Annotated in this window: 21 protein-coding genes and 1 other RNA gene; 8 read left to right on the top strand and 14 right to left on the bottom strand. The window is 32.6% G+C overall.

The features are described from left to right. Window positions 1-57: 57 nt before the first annotated feature. The 4 genes from QO190_RS10055 to QO190_RS10040 all read right to left on the bottom strand — a co-directional run bounded on the left by QO190_RS10055 (window position 58) and on the right by QO190_RS10040 (window position 3,034). The gene (locus QO190_RS10055) at window positions 58-771 is read right to left on the bottom strand and encodes a GIN domain-containing protein (protein ID WP_371461467.1); all 714 of its coding nucleotides are present in this window, start codon (window positions 769-771) and stop codon (window positions 58-60) included. Between the two features lie 179 nt (window positions 772-950). Then, window positions 951-1,904, bottom strand: a complete 954-nt coding sequence (locus tag QO190_RS10050) for a glycosyltransferase family 2 protein (protein WP_371461468.1) — start codon at window positions 1,902-1,904, stop codon at window positions 951-953. A gap of 6 nt (window positions 1,905-1,910) precedes the next feature. Continuing rightward, window positions 1,911-2,456, bottom strand: coding sequence for a hypothetical protein (locus tag QO190_RS10045; RefSeq protein WP_371461469.1), 546 nt, complete (start codon window positions 2,454-2,456; stop codon window positions 1,911-1,913). Then, on the bottom strand, window positions 2,456-3,034 hold the full coding sequence (locus QO190_RS10040; RefSeq protein WP_371461470.1) for a DUF4199 domain-containing protein: 579 nt from the start codon (window positions 3,032-3,034) through the stop codon (window positions 2,456-2,458). The genes QO190_RS10045 and QO190_RS10040 overlap by 1 nt, the downstream gene beginning before the upstream one ends. A gap of 73 nt (window positions 3,035-3,107) precedes the next feature. Between QO190_RS10040 and ffs the strand changes: the two genes are divergently transcribed. Continuing rightward, window positions 3,108-3,205, top strand: an RNA gene (ffs, locus tag QO190_RS10035) — signal recognition particle sRNA small type. 32 nt (window positions 3,206-3,237) lie between these two features. Here ffs and QO190_RS10030 read toward each other — a convergent pair. The 4 genes from QO190_RS10030 to QO190_RS10015 all read right to left on the bottom strand — a co-directional run bounded on the left by QO190_RS10030 (window position 3,238) and on the right by QO190_RS10015 (window position 6,301). Continuing rightward, window positions 3,238-3,918: a metal-dependent hydrolase gene (locus QO190_RS10030; protein ID WP_371461471.1), complete on the bottom strand. Its 681-nt coding sequence runs from the start codon at window positions 3,916-3,918 to the stop codon at window positions 3,238-3,240. A gap of 12 nt (window positions 3,919-3,930) precedes the next feature. After that, window positions 3,931-4,218, bottom strand: coding sequence for a hypothetical protein (locus tag QO190_RS10025; RefSeq protein ID WP_371461472.1), 288 nt, complete (start codon window positions 4,216-4,218; stop codon window positions 3,931-3,933). Between the two features lie 64 nt (window positions 4,219-4,282). Further along, window positions 4,283-5,212, bottom strand: coding sequence for a 1,4-dihydroxy-2-naphthoate octaprenyltransferase (menA, locus tag QO190_RS10020; RefSeq protein ID WP_371461473.1), 930 nt, complete (start codon window positions 5,210-5,212; stop codon window positions 4,283-4,285). Window positions 5,213-5,461: 249 nt separating this feature from the next. Then, window positions 5,462-6,301: a 1,4-dihydroxy-2-naphthoyl-CoA synthase gene (locus tag QO190_RS10015; RefSeq protein ID WP_104792711.1), complete on the bottom strand. Its 840-nt coding sequence runs from the start codon at window positions 6,299-6,301 to the stop codon at window positions 5,462-5,464. A gap of 211 nt (window positions 6,302-6,512) precedes the next feature. Between QO190_RS10015 and QO190_RS10010 the strand changes: the two genes are divergently transcribed. From QO190_RS10010 to QO190_RS10000, 3 genes are read left to right on the top strand one after another with little or no spacing between them, the layout of a single operon-like run. Then, a complete protein-coding gene (locus QO190_RS10010; RefSeq protein WP_371461474.1) occupies window positions 6,513-7,649 on the top strand; it encodes a Re/Si-specific NAD(P)(+) transhydrogenase subunit alpha in 1,137 nt (378 codons plus the stop codon). A gap of 12 nt (window positions 7,650-7,661) precedes the next feature. Then, window positions 7,662-7,970, top strand: coding sequence for an NAD(P) transhydrogenase subunit alpha (locus QO190_RS10005; protein ID WP_213189056.1), 309 nt, complete (start codon window positions 7,662-7,664; stop codon window positions 7,968-7,970). A 6-nt stretch (window positions 7,971-7,976) separates the two neighbouring features. Next, complete coding sequence (locus QO190_RS10000) at window positions 7,977-9,383, top strand: NAD(P)(+) transhydrogenase (Re/Si-specific) subunit beta (RefSeq protein ID WP_371461475.1); 1,407 nt, start codon at window positions 7,977-7,979, stop codon at window positions 9,381-9,383. A gap of 160 nt (window positions 9,384-9,543) precedes the next feature. On the opposite strand, the gene QO190_RS09995 is transcribed toward QO190_RS10000, so the two are convergent. Then, window positions 9,544-10,470 (bottom strand): cation diffusion facilitator family transporter, encoded by a 927-nt coding sequence (locus QO190_RS09995; protein WP_371461476.1) that lies wholly within the window; start codon window positions 10,468-10,470, stop codon window positions 9,544-9,546. Between the two features lie 93 nt (window positions 10,471-10,563). On the opposite strand from QO190_RS09995, the gene QO190_RS09990 reads away from it, so the two are divergent. Next, window positions 10,564-11,430 carry a DUF5677 domain-containing protein gene (locus QO190_RS09990; protein ID WP_371461477.1) on the top strand — a complete coding sequence of 289 codons (867 nt, stop codon included), beginning with the start codon at window positions 10,564-10,566 and terminating at the stop codon, window positions 11,428-11,430. Window positions 11,431-11,626: 196 nt separating this feature from the next. Here QO190_RS09990 and QO190_RS09985 read toward each other — a convergent pair whose 3' ends face one another. The 3 genes from QO190_RS09985 to QO190_RS09975 all read right to left on the bottom strand — a co-directional run bounded on the left by QO190_RS09985 (window position 11,627) and on the right by QO190_RS09975 (window position 17,189). Next, window positions 11,627-13,039 carry an APC family permease gene (locus QO190_RS09985; protein WP_371461478.1) on the bottom strand — a complete coding sequence of 471 codons (1,413 nt, stop codon included), beginning with the start codon at window positions 13,037-13,039 and terminating at the stop codon, window positions 11,627-11,629. Between the two features lie 227 nt (window positions 13,040-13,266). After that, window positions 13,267-15,807: an adenosylcobalamin-dependent ribonucleoside-diphosphate reductase gene (locus QO190_RS09980; protein ID WP_371461479.1), complete on the bottom strand. Its 2,541-nt coding sequence runs from the start codon at window positions 15,805-15,807 to the stop codon at window positions 13,267-13,269. Window positions 15,808-16,082: 275 nt separating this feature from the next. Next, window positions 16,083-17,189 carry a peptidase M14 gene (locus QO190_RS09975; protein ID WP_371461480.1) on the bottom strand — a complete coding sequence of 369 codons (1,107 nt, stop codon included), beginning with the start codon at window positions 17,187-17,189 and terminating at the stop codon, window positions 16,083-16,085. 359 nt (window positions 17,190-17,548) lie between these two features. Here QO190_RS09975 and QO190_RS09970 point away from each other — a divergent pair, with 359 nt between their 5' ends. Together QO190_RS09970 and QO190_RS09965 are read left to right on the top strand one after the other, a co-directional pair. Further along, a complete protein-coding gene (locus tag QO190_RS09970; RefSeq protein WP_371461481.1) occupies window positions 17,549-18,646 on the top strand; it encodes a TerC/Alx family metal homeostasis membrane protein in 1,098 nt (365 codons plus the stop codon). A gap of 144 nt (window positions 18,647-18,790) precedes the next feature. Next, on the top strand, window positions 18,791-19,387 hold the full coding sequence (locus tag QO190_RS09965) for a helix-turn-helix domain-containing protein (protein WP_371481316.1): 597 nt from the start codon (window positions 18,791-18,793) through the stop codon (window positions 19,385-19,387). Between the two features lie 103 nt (window positions 19,388-19,490). Here QO190_RS09965 and rplS read toward each other — a convergent pair whose 3' ends face one another. After that, complete coding sequence (gene rplS / locus QO190_RS09960; RefSeq protein WP_371461483.1) at window positions 19,491-19,844, bottom strand: 50S ribosomal protein L19; 354 nt, start codon at window positions 19,842-19,844, stop codon at window positions 19,491-19,493. A 234-nt stretch (window positions 19,845-20,078) separates the two neighbouring features. Next, window positions 20,079-21,857 carry a 30S ribosomal protein S1 gene (rpsA, locus tag QO190_RS09955; RefSeq protein ID WP_371461485.1) on the bottom strand — a complete coding sequence of 593 codons (1,779 nt, stop codon included), beginning with the start codon at window positions 21,855-21,857 and terminating at the stop codon, window positions 20,079-20,081. A gap of 269 nt (window positions 21,858-22,126) precedes the next feature. Here rpsA and QO190_RS09950 point away from each other — a divergent pair, with 269 nt between their 5' ends. After that, a complete protein-coding gene (locus QO190_RS09950; protein ID WP_371461487.1) occupies window positions 22,127-23,434 on the top strand; it encodes a DEAD/DEAH box helicase in 1,308 nt (435 codons plus the stop codon).

Raw genomic sequence — 23,434 nt, 5'->3', positions numbered from 1 at the left:
CTTAAAATAGATTCTTCGCTACACTTTGTTTCGCTCAGAATAACAAATCGTCAATGCTTATTTCAATTTTCTGTTTTCCACAGAAGCTTTGTCTTTTTTTGTTAATTTATTGAGCGGTTCTCCGTAGAAAATTAGTTTTGAGGTATTTTCTAGAGTTCCTTTCATTTCTTGGTCTATATTTAATCCTGCAGAAGCTCCATTTTTACAAAGAATTTCTAAATTTTCTACATAAAAATACGGCGCCATTATACTTGCAGAATCTGCTAATTTTAAATTCAAATTTTTAGTTTCTCCTAGAATATTGGCATTAGATTTCTCTGCCATTTCTATTTTGCTTTTTGGTGCAATTACCGCTCCCATAAATTTAGAGTTTCCTTTTAGATGAAGTGAAAATTCTGGTGTTTTTACTTGTCCAGAAACATTCATTTCTACTTTATCAGAAAGTGAAACCTCATTTAAATCGTTTTTACCAAAAATAGTGATATTGTAAAAATCTACTTGGTTTGTTTTTCGATTTTCTTCGATGGTTAAAATTCCGTTTTCTACTTCTATATCTAGATTTTTGTAAACATTAGGATATGTTTCTACACTTACCAAATTCTGATTTCCTTTCGCAAAAAACACTTTGAAATCTCCTTTAAGATTCAATTTAGTAAAATTTTCTACCGTTACGTCTTTCACTTCTATTTCCCCTTTTGGAGAAATTTTAGAGCAAGCCAAAAGAGTAAGGCAAAGGTTTAGGTAAAGGAAAAGTTTTGTGATATTTTTCATTTTTTAACATTGCGTTTCTACGGAATGATTTTATTTTTCATTTTTTCGTTGGAATAAATTCCAACTTTATAATATCTGTCGTTCCTACGGAACTCTGCTGTTTGTTTTATTATTTCTACAAACGTTTCGTTCCTAGGGAACTTTTTATTTTCAAATTTTCAAATTAGCACACTTTCAAATTAAATTACTTCTTCAATATGATAATTCTTATGACCTCTACTTTGTCTGATAATGAGTTCACCTAAAAATCCTGCTACAAACAGTAATGTTCCCATAATCATCATCGTTAATGCAATGTAAAACCAAGGATTTTCGGCGATTAAATTTCCATAAACGTGATAATAATACACGTCAACTAATTTGGTTGCACCCAACCAAAATGCTGAGAAAAACCCGAAAATAAACATTAAAGTTCCTACTGCTCCGAAGAAGTGCATCGGTCTTCCTCCGAATTTACTTACAAACCAAAGCGTAATTAAATCCAGAAAACCACGAATAAATCTTTCTGTCCCGAATTTAGAAGTTCCATAAGGTCTGGCTTGATGCTGAACTGGTTTTTCGGTGATTCTCTTGAAACCTGCATTTGCTGCCAAAACTGGAATCCATCGGTGTAAATCTCCGTAAACATCTACCGATTTTACCACTTGTTTTCTGTATGCTTTCAGACCACAATTGAAATCGTGTAATTCTACTCCAGAGAGATTTCTTGCCGCTGAATTGAAGAGTTTTGAAGGAAGATTTTTGGTCATTACATTGTCAAAACGTTTTTTCTTCCAACCAGAAACCAAGTCGTATTTTTCGTCTACAATTTTGTTGTATAATTCAGGAATTTCTTCTGGAAAATCTTGCAAATCTGCATCCATTGTAATCACTACATCGCCTTGAACTTTCTCAAAAGCGGCATGTAACGCTTGAGATTTCCCATAATTTCTAGAAAATTTAATGCCGTGAACATGATGATTTTCTTTGGATAAATTTTCTATAATTTGCCAAGAAGAATCTGTACTTCCATCATCTACGAACCAAATTTCGTAAGACAATTGGTTTTCTTGGCACACTTTATCAATTCTTGCATAAAGCTCGTGCAAAGATTCTTCTTCGTTTAATAAAGGAACTACAACGGATAAATTCATTAAAAATTATTTTATTTTTTTGAAAATTAATATCGCTAAAACGAACAGCAAAATTACAAAATATAAGCTTGTAAATAGACTTTTTATTACAGTAAATGTGCTGATTATTCTCACGCCTATTTCAGAGATTTTAGGGTAAGAAGTGAGTAAATAAATAAGACCGAAATTTTCTAAATAATCGAAAACTCCAGCAATTACAGAGAATAAAACCAAAAGAAACCACGATTCTAATTTGCCAATTTTCTTAAGAAAAAAACTCAAAATCAGAATGTTACTCATCATAAACAAGAGAGGATATACGAAATCTAATGGCAACTGACGAAACAGATAAAAATTTCTGCCACTCTTCCCTAGATTTCCTAAAAGTTCTTTGGCATAAGTAAAACTGTAACCATTGGGTTTCATGTCAAAAATCTGTAAACCATTCGCAAAATCAGTCAATTTTGGAATCGTAAAAAAGATCATCGTAAAATAAACCACACTTGACAACACAAAAAAAGTAAGGACTTTTTTGCCCGTCAAATTTTTGGAAACAGTAGTTTTTAAGCTCATTATTCTAAAGTTTTATTTCTAAAGAAAGTCCCGAAGAATGTAGACAGAATGGTATAAAATACCAAAACTGCAGCGAAAAAATACGTGAAGTTTCTGAAGGTAAACATATCTTTATCTTTTACCAGTTCTGGCGCAAAACTCTGCAATCTTTCTTGATATTTTTTATCTAGTTCTTCTTTGTCTTCTTTTTTAGCTAAAATTTGTTTTGCCTTATTGTACTCATTGTCTAGTTCGGCTTTTTGACGCTCTACATACTGATGATTCAGTAAATCTTTAGCATCTGTATCTACATAATTCAGAAAGGCAAAAATGCTGAACATGGAAAGAAAACCACCAATAAACATCGGTTTAAAAGCTCTACCAAAAGCATCTCTAAATCCTATTTCTTTTACCTCTTTTTTGTAAGTCGTCACCGAAAAATAAGCACCTAAAGTATAAAGCGCAGGCATTAAAAATGCGTTCAGAAGCATACTTGTGTTAAAATAATTGGTGTTATAACCAAAAAAATACACTCCAAAGAACACTAACATGGTCGCGATAAATATCAGAAAACCAAATGTATAAACGTTTTTACTCATTTTATTTTTAAAAATTTTTCTCGAAAATACGAGATTAGATTTTGAATTTTAAATTAATTCAGTATTTTTGCAACGGCAAGTCCTAAACAACCAGCTCCTGAGAATCCTCCAGGGTGGGAACGCAGCAAAGGTAATCGGTCGTAGCGGTGTGATTTAGGTAGCTTGCCATTTTTTTATGTCTTTTTTTGAAATTCTTCAAAAAATTATACTTCAAATTCTTCTCCCAATTCTGGAATCGAAAACTCAATGTTTCTCTCTGCAAACAATTGTTTCGCCGAATCGTGATTAATTTTTATCGGCTCGAAAGTATCAAAATGACAACCAATCACTCTTTTGGTTTTCAATAATTCTGCTGCGGCAAAACTCGCTTTTCTTGCACACATCGTGTAATGTGAACCAATTGGAAGAATAGCTGCTGTAATTTCCCCGAAAAGTCTTGGGAACAACTCCATATCTGCCATTACACCTGTATCTCCAGCAAAATACAAGTTTTTACCTTGGAATCTAAACACATATCCGCAAGGTTGTCCGCCATAAGTTCCATCTGGAAAACTAGAAGTATGATGCGCAGGAACCATAGAAATTTTCAGGTCATCAAACTTAGCAGAACCTCCGTAATTAATGTCAATAGAATTCGGGTGATTGAAATAACCACAAATTTCTGGTTGGCCAATTACCGTAGCATCTGGATGATGTTGCAATACTTCTCTTACATCTGCAATATGATCGCCATGAGCGTGAGTAATGAGCACATAATCAATCTTTTGTGCAGAAACATCAAAACCTGTTTGCTCTTTCTGAAAATTATAAAAAGGGTCAGAAAGGATGTTTTTATTATTATAAGTGAACAAAAAACAGTTTTGTCCGAGGAATTTTATTTTCATGATTTCAATATTTTAATAACTAATCCAAACTAAATTTTTTTTCTCTTTAAATTTTTGTAAAAATTTTTGATCAAAGTCTTCTAAATATTCTTCTAAAATGTATTTTTTTAATTCAAGTACTTCTTCTTCTAAAACTATAAAATCATCTGGTTTATAATTTTCATAAAATTCTCTTTTAACTCCTTTTCTTTGATATGAAATATCTTTGTAATAAATTCCTAAATTCTCATCATTTTCATTTCTTGATACAATAAAATTTTTGAAATATTTTGATATTTTTTTCTCACCTTCAAATTCCAACCAATTTAATTCTGAAGTTTCGTTATTTTCTATTGGTTCTATTAAAAAAATGTCTAGTCCCATCTTACGCAAAATAATTCAATCCTATCGCCACTAAAACGCTCATCAACAAAGTAATGATTCCCACTTGTTTTAAGAATGGGTCTAATTCTTTCGGTTCTTTTACTTCCATCATTTTTCTGCGCAAAGCGGTCAAAGGAAATACGGTAATGAAGAAAATAAATGCATAATATTTTCCTTGTTCTTGTAAACCATTCATCATCATGTAAATCAAAACCAAAATCGGTGGAAGCATCAAAATAACCATTTCATAAATCATGGCATTTTTGAAGCCTAATCTTAATGCTAGCGTTTTTTTGCCTGATTTTTCGTCGTTTTCGATGTCTCTCATATTGTTGAGATTAAGAACTGCTGCACTCAACAAACCTATTGCAGAAGCTGGTAAAAGCATATCCCAATCAAAAGATTTAGTGAACAGAAAGTAACTTCCACACACAGAAACCAGCCCGAAAAAGATAAAAACCATTAGATCTCCTAAACCAAGGTATCCATAAGGTTTTTTACCAACAGTATAACCAATTGCTGCTAAAATACAGGCAACTCCCAATCCTATAAAAGTGTAAAATTCATTAATAAAATCAGGGAAAAATGCCTTGTACAACAAAACTAAAGTAGCCACCAATGATAAAAAGGCAAACAAAAACATAGCGTTTCTCATTTGTTTTGCAGAAATTTTACCAGAAGCTACCGCACGTTGTTCTGCCTCTCCTATTCTATTTTGATCGGTTCCTTTTACACCATCTCCATAATCATTGGCAAAGTTTGACAAAACTTGATAGAGCAAAGTCACCAAAAGTGCCAAAGCAAAAATAGTCCAGTCCCAAATTTTTCCTTGTTCTAGGAGTTTCCATCTTGCAATGAAAGAACCCATAATAATTCCGCTCATCGAAAGCGGTAAAGTACGCAGACGAGCTGCTTTTATCCAATCAATCATAGTTTTTAGGATTTAGGATTCAGGATTTAGGATTTAGTTTCTAATAATCCTTAAAACCTTATTCCTTGTTTAAAAATACTCAATCGAACTGCTTTTATTCAATCAATATAGTTTTAGGATTTAGGATTTAGTTTCTAATAATCCCTAAAACCTTATTTTTTGTTTAAAAATACTCAATCGAAATGCTTTTATTCAATCGATATAGTTTTAGGATTTAATTTTTACTAATCCCTAAAACCTAACTCCTTATTAAGATATCCACTGATTATCTCCGAAATCTGGTTTACGTTTTTCTAAAAATGCGTTTCTGCCTTCTTTGGCTTCTTCAGTCATATAAGCTAATCTAGTTGCTTCACCCGCGAAAACTTGTTGGCCAACCATTCCGTCATCTGTTAAATTCATCGCAAATTTCAGCATTCTGATAGATGTTGGCGATTTTGCCAAAATTTCTTGCGCCCACTGATAAGAAGTTTCTTCTAACTCAGCGTGAGGAATTACCGCATTTACCATTCCCATATCTTCGGCTTCTTTCGCAGAATAATTTCTTCCTAAAAAGAAAATTTCTCTGGCTTTTTTCTGACCTACCATTTTTGCTAAATATGCTGAACCATAACCACCATCAAAACTGGTAACATCTGCATCAGTTTGTTTGAAAATTGCATGTTCTTCACTTGCCAAAGTCAAATCACAAACCACATGAAGAGAGTGACCTCCGCCAACTGCCCAACCGTTTACCACAGCAATCACCACTTTTGGCATGAAACGAATCAATCTTTGAACTTCTAAAATATTAAGACGATGTCTTCCATCATCACCTACATAACCTTGATGACCACGAGCTTTCTGGTCGCCACCACTACAAAAAGCATGACCACCATCTTTAGGACTTGGACCTTCACCTGTTAATAAAACCACACCAATGCTAGAATCTTCATAAGCATCATAAAAAGCATCATACAACTCTGAAGTGGTTTTAGGACGAAAAGCATTTCTAACTTCCGGTCTGTTGATAGCAATTCTCGCTACTCCATTGCACTTTTTGTACGTGATATCTTCGTATTCTTTAGCCGTTTTCCAATCTATATTCATATTTCAAAAAATTTGCTGGTAAAGATACTATTTTTGAAAAAAAGGTGCAGAATAAAAATTTAGAAATATTAATGTGATATATGTTACATAATGATTATGAATTTAATAATTTTTAATAGTATTCATTCACAATAATAACTTGTACATGAAATAAATCATTTTCAACTGTCAAAAAATAGGTTTATATTTGAAAATATTTAAAATTAATAAAATGATTATAGGTGTATTAAAAGAACCTTCTTTCGAAACAAGAGTTTCTTTACTTGCAGAATCTGCAGCAGCACTCATTAAAAAAGGAAATAAAATAGTTGTAGAATCTGGTGCAGGTGATAAATCCTTTAATAATAACCAAGAATATGAAAAAGTAGGCGCAGAAATTAAATCTAGAGCCGAAGTATTAGAACAAGCAGACATTTTATTGTCTATCCATCCTCTTGAAAATAATGATTTTGCCAAAGTTCATTCTAAAATTCTCTTAGGTGTTTATCAACCTTTATCTAACGGAGAAAACGTCATTAAATCGATTGAAAGAAAAATAACTTCTTTTTCTCTAGATATGCTTCCTAGAACAACCAGAGCACAAGCAATGGACGTATTAAGTTCTCAAGCCAATATTGCAGGTTACAAAGCAGTTTTACTCGCTGCTAATTCTTACGGAAGATATTTCCCAATGTTTATGACCGCTGCAGGAAGTATTGCTCCCGCCAAAATGCTTATTTTAGGAGCTGGAGTTGCTGGTTTACAAGCCATTGCTACCGCAAAAAGATTAGGCGCTGTAGTAGAAGTTTTCGATACTAGACCTGCGGTAAAAGAAGAAGTAATGAGTCTTGGTGCTAAATTTGTAGAAGTGGAAGGCGCTGCAGATGCCAGTACAGCTGGTGGTTATGCAGTAGAACAAACCGAAGAATACAAACAAAAGCAACAACAACGTATCGCTGAAAGTGTAGCAAAATCGGATATCATCATCACCACAGCACAAATTCCTGGTAAAAAAGCTCCGATTTTAATTACCGAAGAAATGCTCAATTCTATGAGAAATGGCTCTGTAATTATAGATTTAGCCGCTTCTACGGGTGGTAATACTCCATTTACTAAAAATAACGAAACGGTAAATTATAACGGTGTTTCTATTATTGGAAATTCTTCTCTACAATCTACCATGCCTTCTGACGCAAGTAAATTGTACGGAAAAAATATTGTAAATTTCTTACAACTCATCATTGACAAAGAAGCAAACCTTAACCTGAACTGGGAAGACGATTTGGTAAAAGGCGCTTGTATTACCCACAATGGCGAAATTATTAACGATAGAGTAAAATCTATCCTCTCTCCTTCAATGAATAACTAAAACAAAATTTTTATGAATATTATAGAGTGGATTTCTCAATACCAACAAATCATCTACATTGTAATTCTGATGATTTTTGTAGGAATTGAAGTGATAGGTCATGTACCTAGTGTACTACACACTCCTCTAATGAGTGGCGCAAATGCGATTCACGGAGTAGTGATTATTGGGGCAATTATTGTAATGGGAAAAGCTGAACCAGACAATTATTTGGCATTAATTTTAGGTTTTCTAGGAGTGATTTTAGGAACACTTAACGTAGTGGGAGGTTTTGTAGTAACAGACCGAATGCTGGAAATGTTTAGTAAAAAGAAAAAATAGAAAATCATGGGACTACTTACAATATTATACCTCATCGGTTCAGTGACCTTTATTTTAGGGTTAAAAATGCTCTCGAATCCAGCTACTGCTAGAAAAGGAAATTTGTTAGCAGCAGCAGGAATGGTTGTAGCCATTTTAGGAACTATTTTTCTTTATCAAGACGATGAAGGACAAAAATTAGGAAATTACGGTTGGATTTTTGGCGGAATTCTTATCGGAACAATCGTGGGAGCTCTTGCTGCCAAAAAAGTCAAAATGACGGCAATGCCACAAATGGTGAGTCTTTTCAACGGAATGGGAGGCGCTTGTGCCGCTTTAATTTCTTTGGTGGAATTCAATCACTTATCACACAATACTACTGGCGAAGTAAATTTAGGAACGCTTTCTATTATCCTTTTAGGATTAATCATCGGTTCTGTATCATTTGCAGGAAGTATGATTGCTTGGGGAAAACTGAATGGAAATATTAAAAAAGATTTTGCTTTTCCTGGTCAACAATTTTTAAACATTGCTATTTTATTAGCTATTTTAGGATTATCAGTGTATTTGGTAATGACTTTCAGTCCAGAAAATGCTTATTTATTCTATGTCATTTTTGGATTATCTACGCTTTACGGATTACTTTTCGTATTCCCAATTGGTGGCGCAGATATGCCTGTAGTTATTTCACTATTAAACTCATTTACGGGAGTTGCCGCAGCTTGTGGAGGATTTTTGTATGACAACAAAGTAATGTTAACTGGTGGTATTTTGGTAGGAGCAGCAGGAACTTTATTAACCATCTTAATGTGTAACGCCATGAATCGTTCTTTATTAAACGTATTGATTGGTTCATTTGGAGGCGGCGCAAAATCTTCTGGCGGAACTTCTCCTTCTGGCGGAACTGTGAAAGAAATCACGTTGAGCGATACCGCAGTTTTAATGACTTACGATAGCAAAGTAATGATTGTCCCAGGTTATGGTTTAGCAGTAGCTCAGGCTCAACATGCTTGTCATGAATTAGAAAAATTATTAGAAAGTAAAGGTGTAGATGTTTTCTACGCGATACATCCAGTTGCTGGTAGAATGCCAGGACACATGAACGTACTTTTGGCAGAAACCGATGTTCCTTATGAAAAATTAATGGAAATGGAACAAGCCAATGAAGAGTTCTCAACTGCAGATGTAGTGTTAATTCTAGGAGCAAATGACGTAGTAAACCCTGCAGCAAAAGAAGATACATCCTCTCCTATTTATGGAATGCCTATTTTAGAAGTTGAATTGGCTAAAAACGTCATCGTAAATAAACGTAGTATGAAGCCTGGTTACGCAGGAATTGAAAACGAATTATTCTACAGACCAAAAACTTCAATGCTTTTCGGAGATGCGAAAAAAGTTTTGCAAGATTTAATCTCTGAGATTAAAAATCTGTAAAATTTCAGATTTTCTTTTCCTCAAATCCTAAAGGAAGGAAAATCTGTAAATTTTAGAACTATAAAAACAAAAATCCTGTTCAGAATCTGAACAGGATTTTTTTATTGTTAAAAAAACTCATAACTCATACTTCATAACTCATACTTCATAACTCATACTTCTAAAGCATTTCCTCTTCCTTAAATTCCCTGTCATTAAAGTAAATTTCTAAAGTAGTATGGTGAACGTTGTAATGCTCTAATTCATGTTTTACTTTATCTTTCAACTTTTCAATTTCATTGTGAGAAAGTGATTTTTCAACTTGAAGATGAGCAGTCAATGCATTTTCAGTCGTGCTTAAAGCCCAAATATGAAGATGTTTAAAATCTTTCACTCCGTCAATTGCTAGAATTTCTTCTTTTAATTTATTGAAATCTACTCCTTCCGGAACTCCATCAAGAGCCAATTTTAGACTTTGGGTAAACAAACTCCAAGTTCCGTAGAGAATCACCAAAGCAATCACAATACTCATCACAGAATCTAACCAAAACCAATTGGTAAAGATAATCACAACACCAGCAATTACCACACCCAAACTCACCAAAGCATCTGCTGCCATGTGTAAATAAGCGCCTTTAATATTGAGGTCTTTGTCTTTATCTTTCATGAAAAAATAAGCAGTCAACGCATTGATGATAATCCCAATAAACGCAACAATTGCCATTACTTTTCCTTGCAAAGGTTGAGGATTGTAAAATCTAAAAACCGCTTCGAAAATAATTCCGCCAACTGCTGCAAAAAGGATTAAAGCATTAAGCAAAGCCACCAAAACCGTCACTTTTTTATAACCGTAAGTATAAGATTGTGTAGCCTTTGAATACATTAATTTAAAGGCAATGAGCGCCAAAATCAAGCTCACCACATCACTGAGATTATGTCCTGCATCTGAAAGCAAAGCCAATGAATTCTGAGACCAACCAACTCCTGCTTCTATAATCACAAAAGCTGAATTAAGGAAAATCCCAATGTAAAAAGCGTTTCTTAGTTTTTTAGAGTTTAAATCTAGCGCTGTAACATGACTATGAGCGTGATCGTGAGAATGTGACATGAAAGAAATTTTAGTCAAATTTCGGGAATTTTTTTGAGAAAAGTTGGAGTTGGTTGCGTATATTTGGCTATTCTGCAATAATAAATTAAATTTATGGCAAAACTTTTCACAGAAGAAGAAATTTTAAAGTTTTCAAGCGAAAATGAATTTATGTTTGCTACCGTTGAACTACTCAAATACACTATTCAACAATTACATAAAATCATTCACTCAAAGTACATAGACGAAATCGGAAAACCTATTAATTTAAATCGTGATTCAGCAATTTTAGCAGGTAATCTAATCCGCCTTGCAAAAATTAATACTTCATTTTTACAAAACGTTTGCGAAAACAAATTAGAAATATGTTATATCTTAAGCAGAAGTATTTACGAAACTCAAATTAATATTCTTTATTTTTTAACAAATGGGGAAGAAAATGTTTATAATAATTATGTAAAATATTCATTATTGTCAGAAAAAAAACTTTATGAAATCATTAAAAAAAACATAGAAGAAAGAAACGGAATTGAGTTAAATATAGAAAAGAGAATGAAACTTTCAATTGAAAAATCTTTTAATATTTCTGAAATTGAAATTGAAGAACTAAATAAAAGTTCTAATTGGAAAAGTTTAAAAAAAAGATTGAAAAAAATAGATTTAACATCTCAAATAAATGAAATTTATAATGTATTTTATGGTTTATCAAGTCACTTTATTCACGGAAATTGGCAAGATTTAGTAGAGAATCATTTAAATTATATTAATGATAAAAATATAACCATTAATTATGATTGGAATAAGCCTAAACCTCATCTATTAAGTGGTGTAATAATTTTTAATTTATTATGCGTTAAAATGTTCGCTAAAACAAATGCAACCGATCAATTAAAAGAGGAATTATTAAATAAATTTCGGAAATTATTTAAATACAAATTTTTTCTCAGTGAAAAATATGAGCAATTTATATCTGACAATTAAACAACATTTGGAAATCAAAATAAGAGATAAAAATATTTAACTTAATAATTTATAATAAATCTGTATATCTTTTTATTTTTTACAATAATAAATATAAGTTGCATTCAAAAAAACTCAGCTTGAACAATTGAATTTCCCATAAAAAAGTCGGACAAAAGCCCGACTCTAATCATTAATTTCTTTATTTTTTAATTATTTACTTCTCAGAATTCCTTTTGTTAATCACGTAATACACTGGCAAACCAATTAAAATTAGAATCAATCCTGGCCAAGTGTAATTTGGTTTGTAAATAAATAAAAGTACACAAAACGCTGTTCCAATCAGCAAATAAATAATCGGCGTAACAGGATATAACCACGTTTTGTAACTTCTTTCTGCATTCGGTTGTTTTATTCTCATATAAATTACTCCAAAAACGGTAATCATGTAAAACAGCACAATCACAAAAGAAATCATATCTAATAAATCGCCGTATTGTCCGCTTAAAGCAAGAAGCGAAGCCCAAATTCCTTGCATCCAAAGAGATTTTTCGGGAACGCCATTTTTATTATTTTCAATGGCAGATTTTAAAAATAATCCGTCTTTTGCCATCGTTTGAAAAACTCTAGCTCCAGCCAAAACAATTCCGTTCACACAACCAAAAGTAGAAATCATCACCAAAACCGCCATAATAATCGTTCCTAAGCTACCAAACATCTTTTCCGAAGCAGCAACTGCTACTCTATCATTCGCTGCAAATGCGATGGAATCTCTGTCTAAAGCATTCAGATAAACGAAATTTACCAACAAATACAAAACCATCACAGAAATCGTTCCTAAAACCATCGCTTTTACCACATTTTTTTGTGGATTTTCTATTTCACCAGAAACAAAAGTCACGTTTTCCCAAGCTACAGAACTGAAAACGGAACCAACCATTGCTGCAGCAATTCCTCCGAAAAGCGTAGCTCCAGAAATAGATTCCCAACCGAGTTTCAGATAATTTCCTTTGTCATCTTTGACCAAATTATTGAAAGAATCCCAACCGAAACTCATATTTCCGTTCCAAAAAGATTCTTTTACCAAAATAAATCCTAAAAAAATCAACCCTAAAAGCGCAACGATTTTAGAACCTGTGAAAATATTTTGAAGCAATTTTCCGCTTTCTACACCTCGAGTATTGATGTAAGTGAGCAACAAAATCACCGCAATACCAAGGATTTGAATCCAAGTAATTTTAAATTCGCCACTTTGGAAAAGCGGAGCCGCATCATTGAGCGCGGGAAAAAGATACGCCGAAAATTTCCCAAAAGCTACTGCAACTGCTGCAATGGTACCTGTTTGAATTACGGTAAACATTCCCCAACCGTACAAAAATCCGAGTCTTTTTCCGAAAATTTCTGTAATATAAGTGTATTGTCCACCTGCTTTTGGAAACATTGCCGAAAGTTCGCCATAGCTTAAAGCGGCTGCAACCGTCATAATTCCAGTAATAATCCACACGACGATGAGCCAATAACCAGAACCGAGATTTCTCATCATATCCGCAGAAACAATGAAAATTCCGCTTCCAATCATGGAACCCATCACGAGCATGGTTGCGTCCCAAAGTTTTAATTTTTTATTCATAAAGTTTTTTGTTTCGAGTTAAAAATTCAAAATTTACTTCCTTTTGGATTATGGTAAATAAATTTTGAATTTTTTAAGACTATCAAAGATATTAGAAAATTAAAAAGCCACAAAGATTTGTGGCTCATTGTTTATAAATTAAAAAAAATTATTTAGATTCCTAAGGAAAGTCAAAATAAAAGTCAACTTTTTTAATCTTCGGACTTCCGTCTTCCATCTTCCGACTCTTACCCACATTTAGAATTTCCACAATTTTTACAAATCAGACAACCTTCTTGATAAACCACTTGATCTGAACCACAATTGCTACACTTATGTCCGTCAACTTCGGTTCCATCAGGAATATAGCGCTTTAAAGCTCTTGCAACACCCGCTTTCCAAGTATTGATAGATTCAGAATCTAGCTCTAATCTGTTGATTAATTCTACCACGTTTTCAATTGGCATTCCGTGTCTTAAAGTACCTGAAATCAGTTTCGCATAATTCCAGAATTCTGGATTAAATTTATGAGAAAGCCCTTCAATAGTGGTTTTATAACCTCTTAAATTCTTGAATTGGAAATCATATCTAGAAACGCCGTTTTCGTCTCTATTTTTAATGATTAAACCTTCATTTACCCAACGTGGAAGCATAATTCCCTCTTCATCATCTGCCAAACCTGTAAAAATTTCATAAGGTCTACCATTAACCAAACCTACAAAAGCAATCCATTTTTCTTTATTATTTTGAAATCTCACCACATCAGCTTCTAAAATTTGAGGTCTTTTTGTAGGGAAAGCTTCTAAAGATGAAGTAGTTTCTTCCTCATCTTTATCTTCTTTTTTATCATCTGCAGAAACCAAAACTCCACTTCTGGAACCGTCTCTGTAAACCGTAACACCTTTGCAACCAACCTCCCAAGCTTTGATGTAAAGTTGATTCACCAATTCTTCGGTGGCTTCATTAGGAATGTTGATAGTTACCGAAATAGAATGATCTACCCATTTTTGAATCGCACCTTGCATTTCTACTTTGCTGAGCCAGTCAATATCATTAGAAGTAGCTTTGTAATACGGAGATTTCTCAATTAAATCTTGAACTTCTTCGTTGGAATAATTTTTAGAAATATCATAGCCATTTACTTGCATCCAGGTTTTAAAATGATGATGGAAAACAATGTACTCTTCCCAAGAATCTCCCACTTCATCTACAAAATCCACTCTCACATCTTTATCATTAGGATTTACCTTTCTCCTACGCTTGTAAACAGGCAAAAATACCGGTTCAATTCCTGAAGTAGTCTGAGACATCAAACTGGTACTTCCAGTTGGTGCAATGGTTAATAAAGCGATATTTCTTCTGCCATATTTCACCATATCTTGATACAGATTTTCATCTGCTTCTTTTAATCTCAAAATGAAAGGATTATTCTTTTCTTTTTCTGCATTAAAAACCTCAAAAGCACCTCTTTCTTTCGCCATTTCTACCGAAGAACGATACGCAGAAAGCGCCAAAGTTTTATGAACTTCTACTGAAAAATCATTCGCTTCCTTACTTCCATATCTTAAATTTAAAGCCGCCAACATATCACCTTCTGCTGTAATTCCTACTCCTGTTCTTCTTCCTTGAAGGGTTTTCTTACGGATTTTTTCCCAGAGTTGTTTTTCAGTATGTTTAATTTCTTCGTTTTCTGGGTCTTTTTCAATTTTTGCTAAAATTGCATCAATTTTCTCCATTTCCAAATCGATGATGTCATCCATCATTCTTTGTGCATAAGCTGCATGTTTTTTGAATAATTCAAAATTAAATTTTGCCTTTTTGGTAAATGGATTTTCTACATAAGAATAGAGGTTAATGGCAATCAATCGACAAGAATCATACGGACAAAGCGGAATTTCGCCGCAAGGATTAGTAGAAACCGTTTCAAAACCTAAATCTGCATAACAATCTGGAATAGACTCTCTGATAATCGTATCCCAGAATAGAATTCCTGGTTCTGCTGATTTCCAAGCGTTATAGACTATTTTTTCCCATAAATCTTCTGCGAAAATAGTTTTGGTAAACTTCGGATTTTTGCTAAAAACAGGATATTTCTGCTCATATTCTGAATCAGATTTCACGGCTTTCATAAATTCATCGTCAATTCTCACCGAAATATTAGCACCTGTTACTTTTCCTTGCTCTAATTTAGCATTGATAAAATCCTCAGAATCAGGATGATTTATAGACACAGAAAGCATTAAAGCACCTCTTCTTCCATCTTGAGCTACTTCTCTGGTAGAATTAGAATAACGCTCCATAAACGGCGCTAAACCTGTAGAAGTAAGCGCAGAATTCTTTACCGCAGAACCTTTTGGACGAATGTATGACAAATCGTGACCAACTCCACCTCTACGCTTCATGAGTTGAACTTGCTCTTCGTCTATTTTCATAATGCTTCCATAAGAATCACTATTGGTTCCGTTACCGATTACGAAACAGTTTGAAAGCGAAGCAATCTGAAAATTATTCCCAATTCCCGTCATCGGACTTCCTTGCGGAATGATATATTTAAAGTCTTTTATTAGATCAAAAATTTCTGCTTCGGAAAGCGGATTGGGATATTTTTTTTCTATTCTCGCAACCTCAGAAGCAATTCTTTGGTGCATATCATCAGGTGTTTTTTCATAAATATTCCCATCAGAATCTTTCAATGCATATTTGGTTACCCAAACTCTGGCTGCTAAATCGTCTCCTTTAAAGTATTTTAGTGTTTCTTCATAGGCAAAATTAGTTGTTACCTTCTCCATAGTTATATTTAATTTTTTACGAATCAAAAGTAAATAAAAATACAACTACTTTATGTTAAATTTAACAATGCCTAAAATTTTTTGTAAACTTTTTGAAAAAATAAAAAAAATAAAATATTATCAATCAATTATTTAAGCTAAAATATTTGTAAACTTTTATGATATAAATCAAGAAACAAGTTTTTTATAAAATAAAATTTGGAAAATAAAAAAACCTAATAATTTTTCAAATATTAATAGGCTAAATCTATAATATAAAGAATAAAATTGTTAATTTATTCTATAGTAAAGTTCTGAATTGCTTCTAGTTTAGGAAATTTGTTCCCTGAAATAAATTTTTTTCCTGTGCAATCTATTTCTTTCCAACCCTTTTTTCTGTGCAGGTCTCCCACTTCTACTACAATAGGAACAAAAGATATTTCTTCATCTCCTTCTTTGATTTCTTCTTTATATTGAACCGCAACATCTAATACACATTCAAAATCGGTATTAAGTTTCACATTTCTATAAATAACATCAAAATGCGATTCTTTGTTTTCAGGAATTTCGAAATATGTTTCATAACCAAACGTTTTTCTATCTAACAATCCAATACTAGAAAGTGCTGTATATAAAGCAATTGTGTAATATTTTCTAGTCCCAAAACGTTGATAATCATCAGGAAAATGACCACCTTCAAATAAAATTACTGGAATCCCAGCTCTCATGAAATTATCACCAGTAGAAGTTGGGTAAAACTCATCAGAATATCTTGCGATTTGATTAGGAATTTGCATTCTTAATACATTATATATACTTGCAATAACCGCCATACTTTTTTTACGATTTTCGGTAACCGTCCTCTCATAATCTTCTGAAGGCGCTAAAAATGATAAAGTAGCGGGATTTTTACCATCTGTAGAAAAAATAGTTCTCTGTTCGTGTAAATTCAATGCGTAATCATATTTTTTAGAAAACGCAATTTCTTTTAAGAGCTTCATTTCGCAGCTTGCATTCTGTAAATAGTCTCTATTCATGTCTATATCAAGAGAATTTCTGCGCGACCAAACTTTAGAACCATCTGGATTGAGCATAAAAATGAAATCTAAAGATATATTTTGGAATAATTTCTCTTTGAGTTGAGGTTGAAATTCTAAAGAAAACCACAAATCCAACATACAATGAGTAGAATTGCTCTCATTTCCGTGCATTTGGGACCAAGCCAAAATATTGATATCACCAGAACCATAAGAAAATTTATAGATAGGAAGTCCTAGAGTAGAAGTACCCATTAAAGTAATGTAATCGCTGAGATTCTCTTGTAGAAAATTTTGAAGGCATTTAGGCGAAATATAACGATTTGAGAAATTAGGGTTTTTCTGATACTGAAAAGTAGAATGCATAATGTGGATAAATTTTGACGATTCAAAAATACTATAAAAAGAATTAATCTCCTAATTAACATTTGTAAATTATTTAAACAATAAAAAAAGACATAATGTCTGTGGAAAATATTGTTAATTACATTTTTCATAATTAAAAAATATAAAATAAACATAATCAGTATTTTATAAAATTTATATAAAGCTAATTTATAAATATACTTTAATACTTAAATCCTGTTAGTAAAGCCATTTGTAGAGTTATACCATTAAACATTTTTAAAGTTAATAAAGTTTTCAGGTTTCGTTTATTTACAAATGTAATACATTGAAATTTTCTTAATTATGGTTATCTTTGACCACTTAAAATTTTAAAATTTATGTCAAACGAGACTTTGTTTTTACTATCCTTTGTAGTATTCATCTTTTTCATATTAGCTTTAGACTTAGGACTATTGCACAAAAAATCAGACACCATCTCACTGAAACAAGCTGGATTAATGAGTTTTTTCGTGGTTTGTTTGTCTTTAGGCTTTTATTTTCTGTTAATTACTTATGGACATATGCTCCATGGAATTGATAGTATTGAGAAATTACAAACGGTGATTAACAAACATCACCATCCTATTACGGTAATTCCGAATGATTTAGAGCACAGTATTGCACTTTATAATCAGAATTTAGGATTAGAATATCTTACAGGTTATGTAGTAGAATATGCATTATCAGTAGATAATATATTTGTAATCGTGTTGGTGTTTACAGCTTTCGGAGTGGCACAAAGAAATTACCACAGAGTTCTTTTCTGGGGCATTTTAGGCGCTATCGTAATGCGTTTCATCTTCATCTTCGTAGGTGCAGCTTTAATTGAAAAATTCAGCTGGATAATGTATGTATTTGGAGCGTTTTTGGTATTTACAGGTATTAAAATGTTTGTGGATAAAGATAAAGATGAGGAAATAGATACTCAGAACCACCCTGTTGTAAGATTTGCCAATAAATATTTTAAAGTTCATCCACATTTTGTAGGTAGTAAATTCTTTGTAACAATTGATGGAGTAAAGAAACTTACGCCATTATTTTTAGTTCTTATCATCATAGAATTTACCGATTTGATTTTTGCAGTAGATTCTATTCCTGCAATATTTTCGGTGACTAAAGATCCTTATATTGTCTTCTTTTCGAACATTTTTGCAATTATCGGACTTCGTTCTATGTTCTTCCTATTAGCAGGAATTATCGATAAGTTTAGATTCTTAAAAATAGGTTTAGCAGCATTACTCACATTCATTGGGTTAAAAATGCTAGGACATAGTTATCTAGAAGAATGGGGCTTTACTACTACGCATTCCTTGTTAATCATTGTAAGCATTTTAGGAGCTAGTGTATTCTTCTCATTACTTTTTCCAAAGAAGAAAAAAGACAGGAAACTTAAATTTAATCCAGACGATGAAAAGCATCTTCATCATCACGAATAAAATTTTAACTCTCAGTAATGAGAGTTTTTTTTGTACTTTATTAGAAAAATAATTTAGAATTTTAATATTGTAAATTATTTAAAATCCTTTATTCATAATGGTTTTAGCAATGTTTATACAAATGTAAAATTACAAATTTTCGTTTTGTTTACAATTGTATTTACTTATGTAAATTATAATTATTACATTTGTAACATGAATATAAATGACAGATTTACTAAAATTTTAGAATATTCTGGATTTACCGCATCAGAATTTGCAGACGAAATAGATGTTCAGCGTTCAAGTATTTCACATATCATTTCGGGGAGAAATAAACCTTCCCTAGAATTCATTGTCAAGATCAAAAACAGATTTCCTGAAATCAGTTGGGATTGGATTATTTTAGGTCAAGGAGAAATGCTACAAAATGATTCTGCTCTATCGACTAGCGAATCGAAAATAAATCTAGAGGAAGATAATTCTTCGCCTGATCTTTTTACATTAATTGATGAAGATTATAAAAATGAAATTTTTATTCAAGAAAATCTTCAAAAAGAAACGCCGCGAGAATTTAATATACCTTTCCCTACTCCAAAAAAAGAAAAAATAAGCGATTCTCAGCGATTAGAAGTTCAGGAAGACATTTCAGATGTTCAAAATATTGTAAATCAATCAATTACAAATTTATCTACAGAAAATAAAATCAAGAGAATTGTTTTCTTCTACGAAAACGGAAAATTCGAGGCTTTTGAACCTTAACAGATTCAATATTTGAGAATTTTTAAAATTCTTTAATTCCATAAAATAAAAAAGCATTCCAAAAATTTTTGGAATGCTTTTATTCTTTTTTCTAGAGAGGTGATTACTTTTTGTAAGCAGCATCTTTGATTCTTGCTCTCTTACCTCTAAGATCTCTGAAGTAGAAAATTCTAGATCTTCTAACTTTACCTCTTCTATCTACTTCAATTTTTTGTAAAGCAGGCATGTTGATTGGGAAAACTCTTTCTACACCTACATCACCACTCATTTTTCTGATGGTGAAAGTTTTAGTAGCACCTGTTCCTCTTAGTTGAATTACAACTCCTTTGAAGAACTGAGTTCTCGTTTTGTTACCTTCTTTAATTTCGTAATACACAGTAATGGTATCACCAGTTTTGAATTCTGGGAATTCTTTTTTAGCAATGTACTTGTCTTGTACGTACTTTAATAAATCCATTTTTTATAAAAATAATTTTTGGAAAGCTAAACAACGTTCACGGCTTTCGTCAGAGGTTGATTAACAGGTTGCAAAATTATTAATTTTCTTTGAAACAAGCAAATATCTTTTGCAATTTTTATTGATAAAAACTGAAATCAATGACAAGTAAATCAATGAGTTATAGGTTAAACATAAAAAAACCGCCTCATTTATAAAATGAGACGGTTTAAAATTTATGAAATATCAGGAAGATTATTTACCTTCTTCCATTCTTTTCTTTAATTCTGCTAAAGCATCGATATCACCAAGTGTAGATTTTTCTTCACCTGAAGAAGATGCAGCTGGCTTAGATTCCTTTGCAACTTTTTTCTCTTCATCTCTGAAGATACCAGTGTGAGATACTACTACTCTTTTGAATTCTTTGTTGAACTCGATTACTTTGAAATCAGCAGTTTCACCTTTTTTGATTTTAGAACCATCTTCTTTTTCTAATAATCTAGAAGGAGCGAAAGCTTCTACTTCAGCATCTTCGAACTGAACTTGAGCACCTTTATCGAAAACATCTGTAGCTTTTCCTGAGTGAACAGTTCCTTCTGCATATTTAGTTTCGAATTTATCCCAAGGATTTTCAGTCAATTGTTTGTGACCTAAAGAAAGTCTTCTAGCTTCAGTATCTAATTCTAGAACGATTACGTCTAGTTTATCACCTACAGCACAGAACTCAGATGGATGCTTGATTTTCTTAGTCCAAGAAAGATCAGAAATGTAGATAAGACCATCAATTCCCTCTTCTAGTTCTACGAATACACCAAAGTTGGTGAAGTTTCTTACAGTACCAACGTGTTGAGAACCAACCGGATATTTAGTTTGGATATCAGCCCATGGATCTGGAGTTAATTGCTTAATTCCTAAAGAAATTTTTCTTTCTTCTCTATCTAAAGTAAGAACTACAGCTTCTACTTCGTCACCAATTTTCACGAAATCACCAGCAGATCTTAAGTGAGTAGACCAAGACATTTCAGAAACGTGGATAAGACCTTCTACACCTGGAGCAACTTCTACGAATGCACCATAGTCAGCAAGAACTACTACTTTTCCTTTTACTTTGTCACCTACTTTTAAATCAGCAGAAAGAGCATCCCAAGGATGAGCTTCTAATTGCTTCATACCTAATTGGATTCTAGTTTTCTCATCATCGAAATCAAGGATAACCACTTTCACCACTTGTCCGTCTGAAAGGATTTCTGATGGATGGTTAACTCTAGACCAAGATAGATCTGTAATGTGGATAAGACCATCTACACCTCCTAAATCGATGAATACACCGTAAGAAGTAATGTTCTTAACAGTTCCTTCAAGAACTTGACCTTTCTCTAATTGAGCGATGATTTCTTTTTTCTGACCTTCGATATCAGCTTCGATTAACGCTTTGTGAGATACAACTACGTTTTTGAATTCTGGGTTGATTTTCACCACTTTGAATTCCATAGTTTTACCTACGAATTGATCGTAATCTTTGATTGGTTTAACATCAATTTGAGAACCTGGTAAGAATGCTTCGATACCGAAAACATCTACAATCATACCACCTTTAGTTCTAGATTTTACGAAACCGTTTACGATTTCTCCAGACTCGTGGTATTCATTTACTCTATCCCAAGCTTTAAGCGTTCTAGCTTTTTTGTGAGATAATTGTAATTGACCAGATTTATCTTCTCTTCTGTCTACCATTACTTCTACTTCATCACCTACTTGTAAACCTTGGTTGTAACGGAATTCGTTAAGAGAAATTACACCTTCTGATTTGAAATTGATATCTACAATTGCTTCTTTATCAGTTAATCTTACTACTTTACCGATGATTACATCAGTTTCAGAAAGATCATTAAGAGAACCTTTGTAGATTTCTTCTAAATCATTTTTTTCTTTTCTTGCATCAGCGTCAAGACCTGATTCAAAAGAATCCCAATCAAATTGTTCTGGTGCTACGTTTGCATTTAATAATGCTTCTTGGTTTGTCAATTCAGACATAATAAAAAAATTTGTATTCCTTCTTTTTTAGCTTTGGCATAATGTGGATTCTAAAAAATACGGAAGATGTTAATTACTAATGTTTTACTTCGCCAAAACTACTTCCACAAAAGTGGTGCAAAAATACAAACTTTTTACAAAATAGCAATGGCTTTTTCTGCTAATTTTCAAAGAATTATTCAACTTAAAATATACTTAATCAAGGTATTAATTTAAGACATTATCAATAAGATTCTGATAAACCCAAACCTTTACCTTAAATTTGCAAAATGGAATTACAACCAATTTATGAAAAACTGCAGATTCAGGAAATGAATCAAATGCAGAAATCTACCTTTCAAGCATCTGAAAACGAACAAGATATCATTTTACTTTCCCCAACAGGTTCGGGAAAAACGCTCGCATTTTTGTTTCCTGTGCTTAGAAATTTACAAAAAGATATTTCGGGAATTCAAGCTATTATTCTGGTTCCAGCAAGAGAATTGGCTCTTCAAATAGAACAAGTTTTCAAAAATATGGGAACTGATTTTAAGGTAACTATTTGCTATGGCGGTCACGATAAAAAAATTGAAATCAATAATCTTACTCAGGCTCCTGCTGTTTTAATTGGAACTCCAGGAAGAGTTGCTTATCATCTCAAAAATAATAATTTCGAGCCCAAAACCATTAAAACTTTGGTTTTAGATGAATTTGACAAAGCTTTAGAATTAGGATTTGAAGAAGATATGAGCTACATTATCAATTCTTTAAAAAATATTTCTCAGCGTTTTCTTACTTCTGCAACTGCGATGGATAATATTCCGAAATTTGTAGGATTAGACAACGAAAAGACTATCAACTTTTTAAAATTAGGCGAAGCAAAACCTAATATTCAGCTAAAAAAAGTGATGACGATTCCAGAAGAAAAACTGGAAACACTTTTTAAACTCATTTGCAAAATCGGGAACAAAAGAACCCTTATTTTCTGTAATCACAGAGATGCAGTGGATAGAATTTCTGAACTTTTAAGGGAAAAAGGAATCGATAGAGAAACGTTTCACGGTGGTATGGAACAAGACGAAAGAGAACGTGCTTTGTTGAAATTCAGAAACGACTCTACTCGAATTTTAATTACTACCGATTTGGCTTCCAGAGGTTTAGATATTCCAGAAGTAGAATCAATCCTACATTATCAATTACCCCCAAAAGAAGACGCTTTCATCCACAGAAACGGAAGAACTGCAAGAATGCACGCCAAAGGTTTTGCGTATTTAATTATGACTGAGGAAGAAAATTTCCCTTTCATTAAAGGAAATACGCAAGAAGAAAACATTACTGAAAATTACAGAATTCCTGCAAAAACACCTTTCCAAACGATTTACATCAGTGCAGGGAAAAAAGATAAAGTCAACAAGGTAGACATTGTAGGTTATTTCATTAAAAAAGGAGAATTATCGAAGGATGATATTGGCATCATTGAAGTAAAAGACACCACTTCTTACGTTGCAGTTGCCCGAAACAAAGTAAAAGAAGTTCTTAAAAAACTTGCTAACGAAAAGCTAAAAGGCAAAAAAATAAAAATGGAAATCGCTTATTAA

The organism is Cloacibacterium sp. Arc13, assembly GCF_041431305.1.
GTDB classification, from domain to species: domain Bacteria; phylum Bacteroidota; class Bacteroidia; order Flavobacteriales; family Weeksellaceae; genus Cloacibacterium; species Cloacibacterium caeni_B.
The sequence above is the reverse complement of the archived record's forward strand: the minus strand, read 5'-3'. Positions and strand labels throughout refer to the sequence as shown.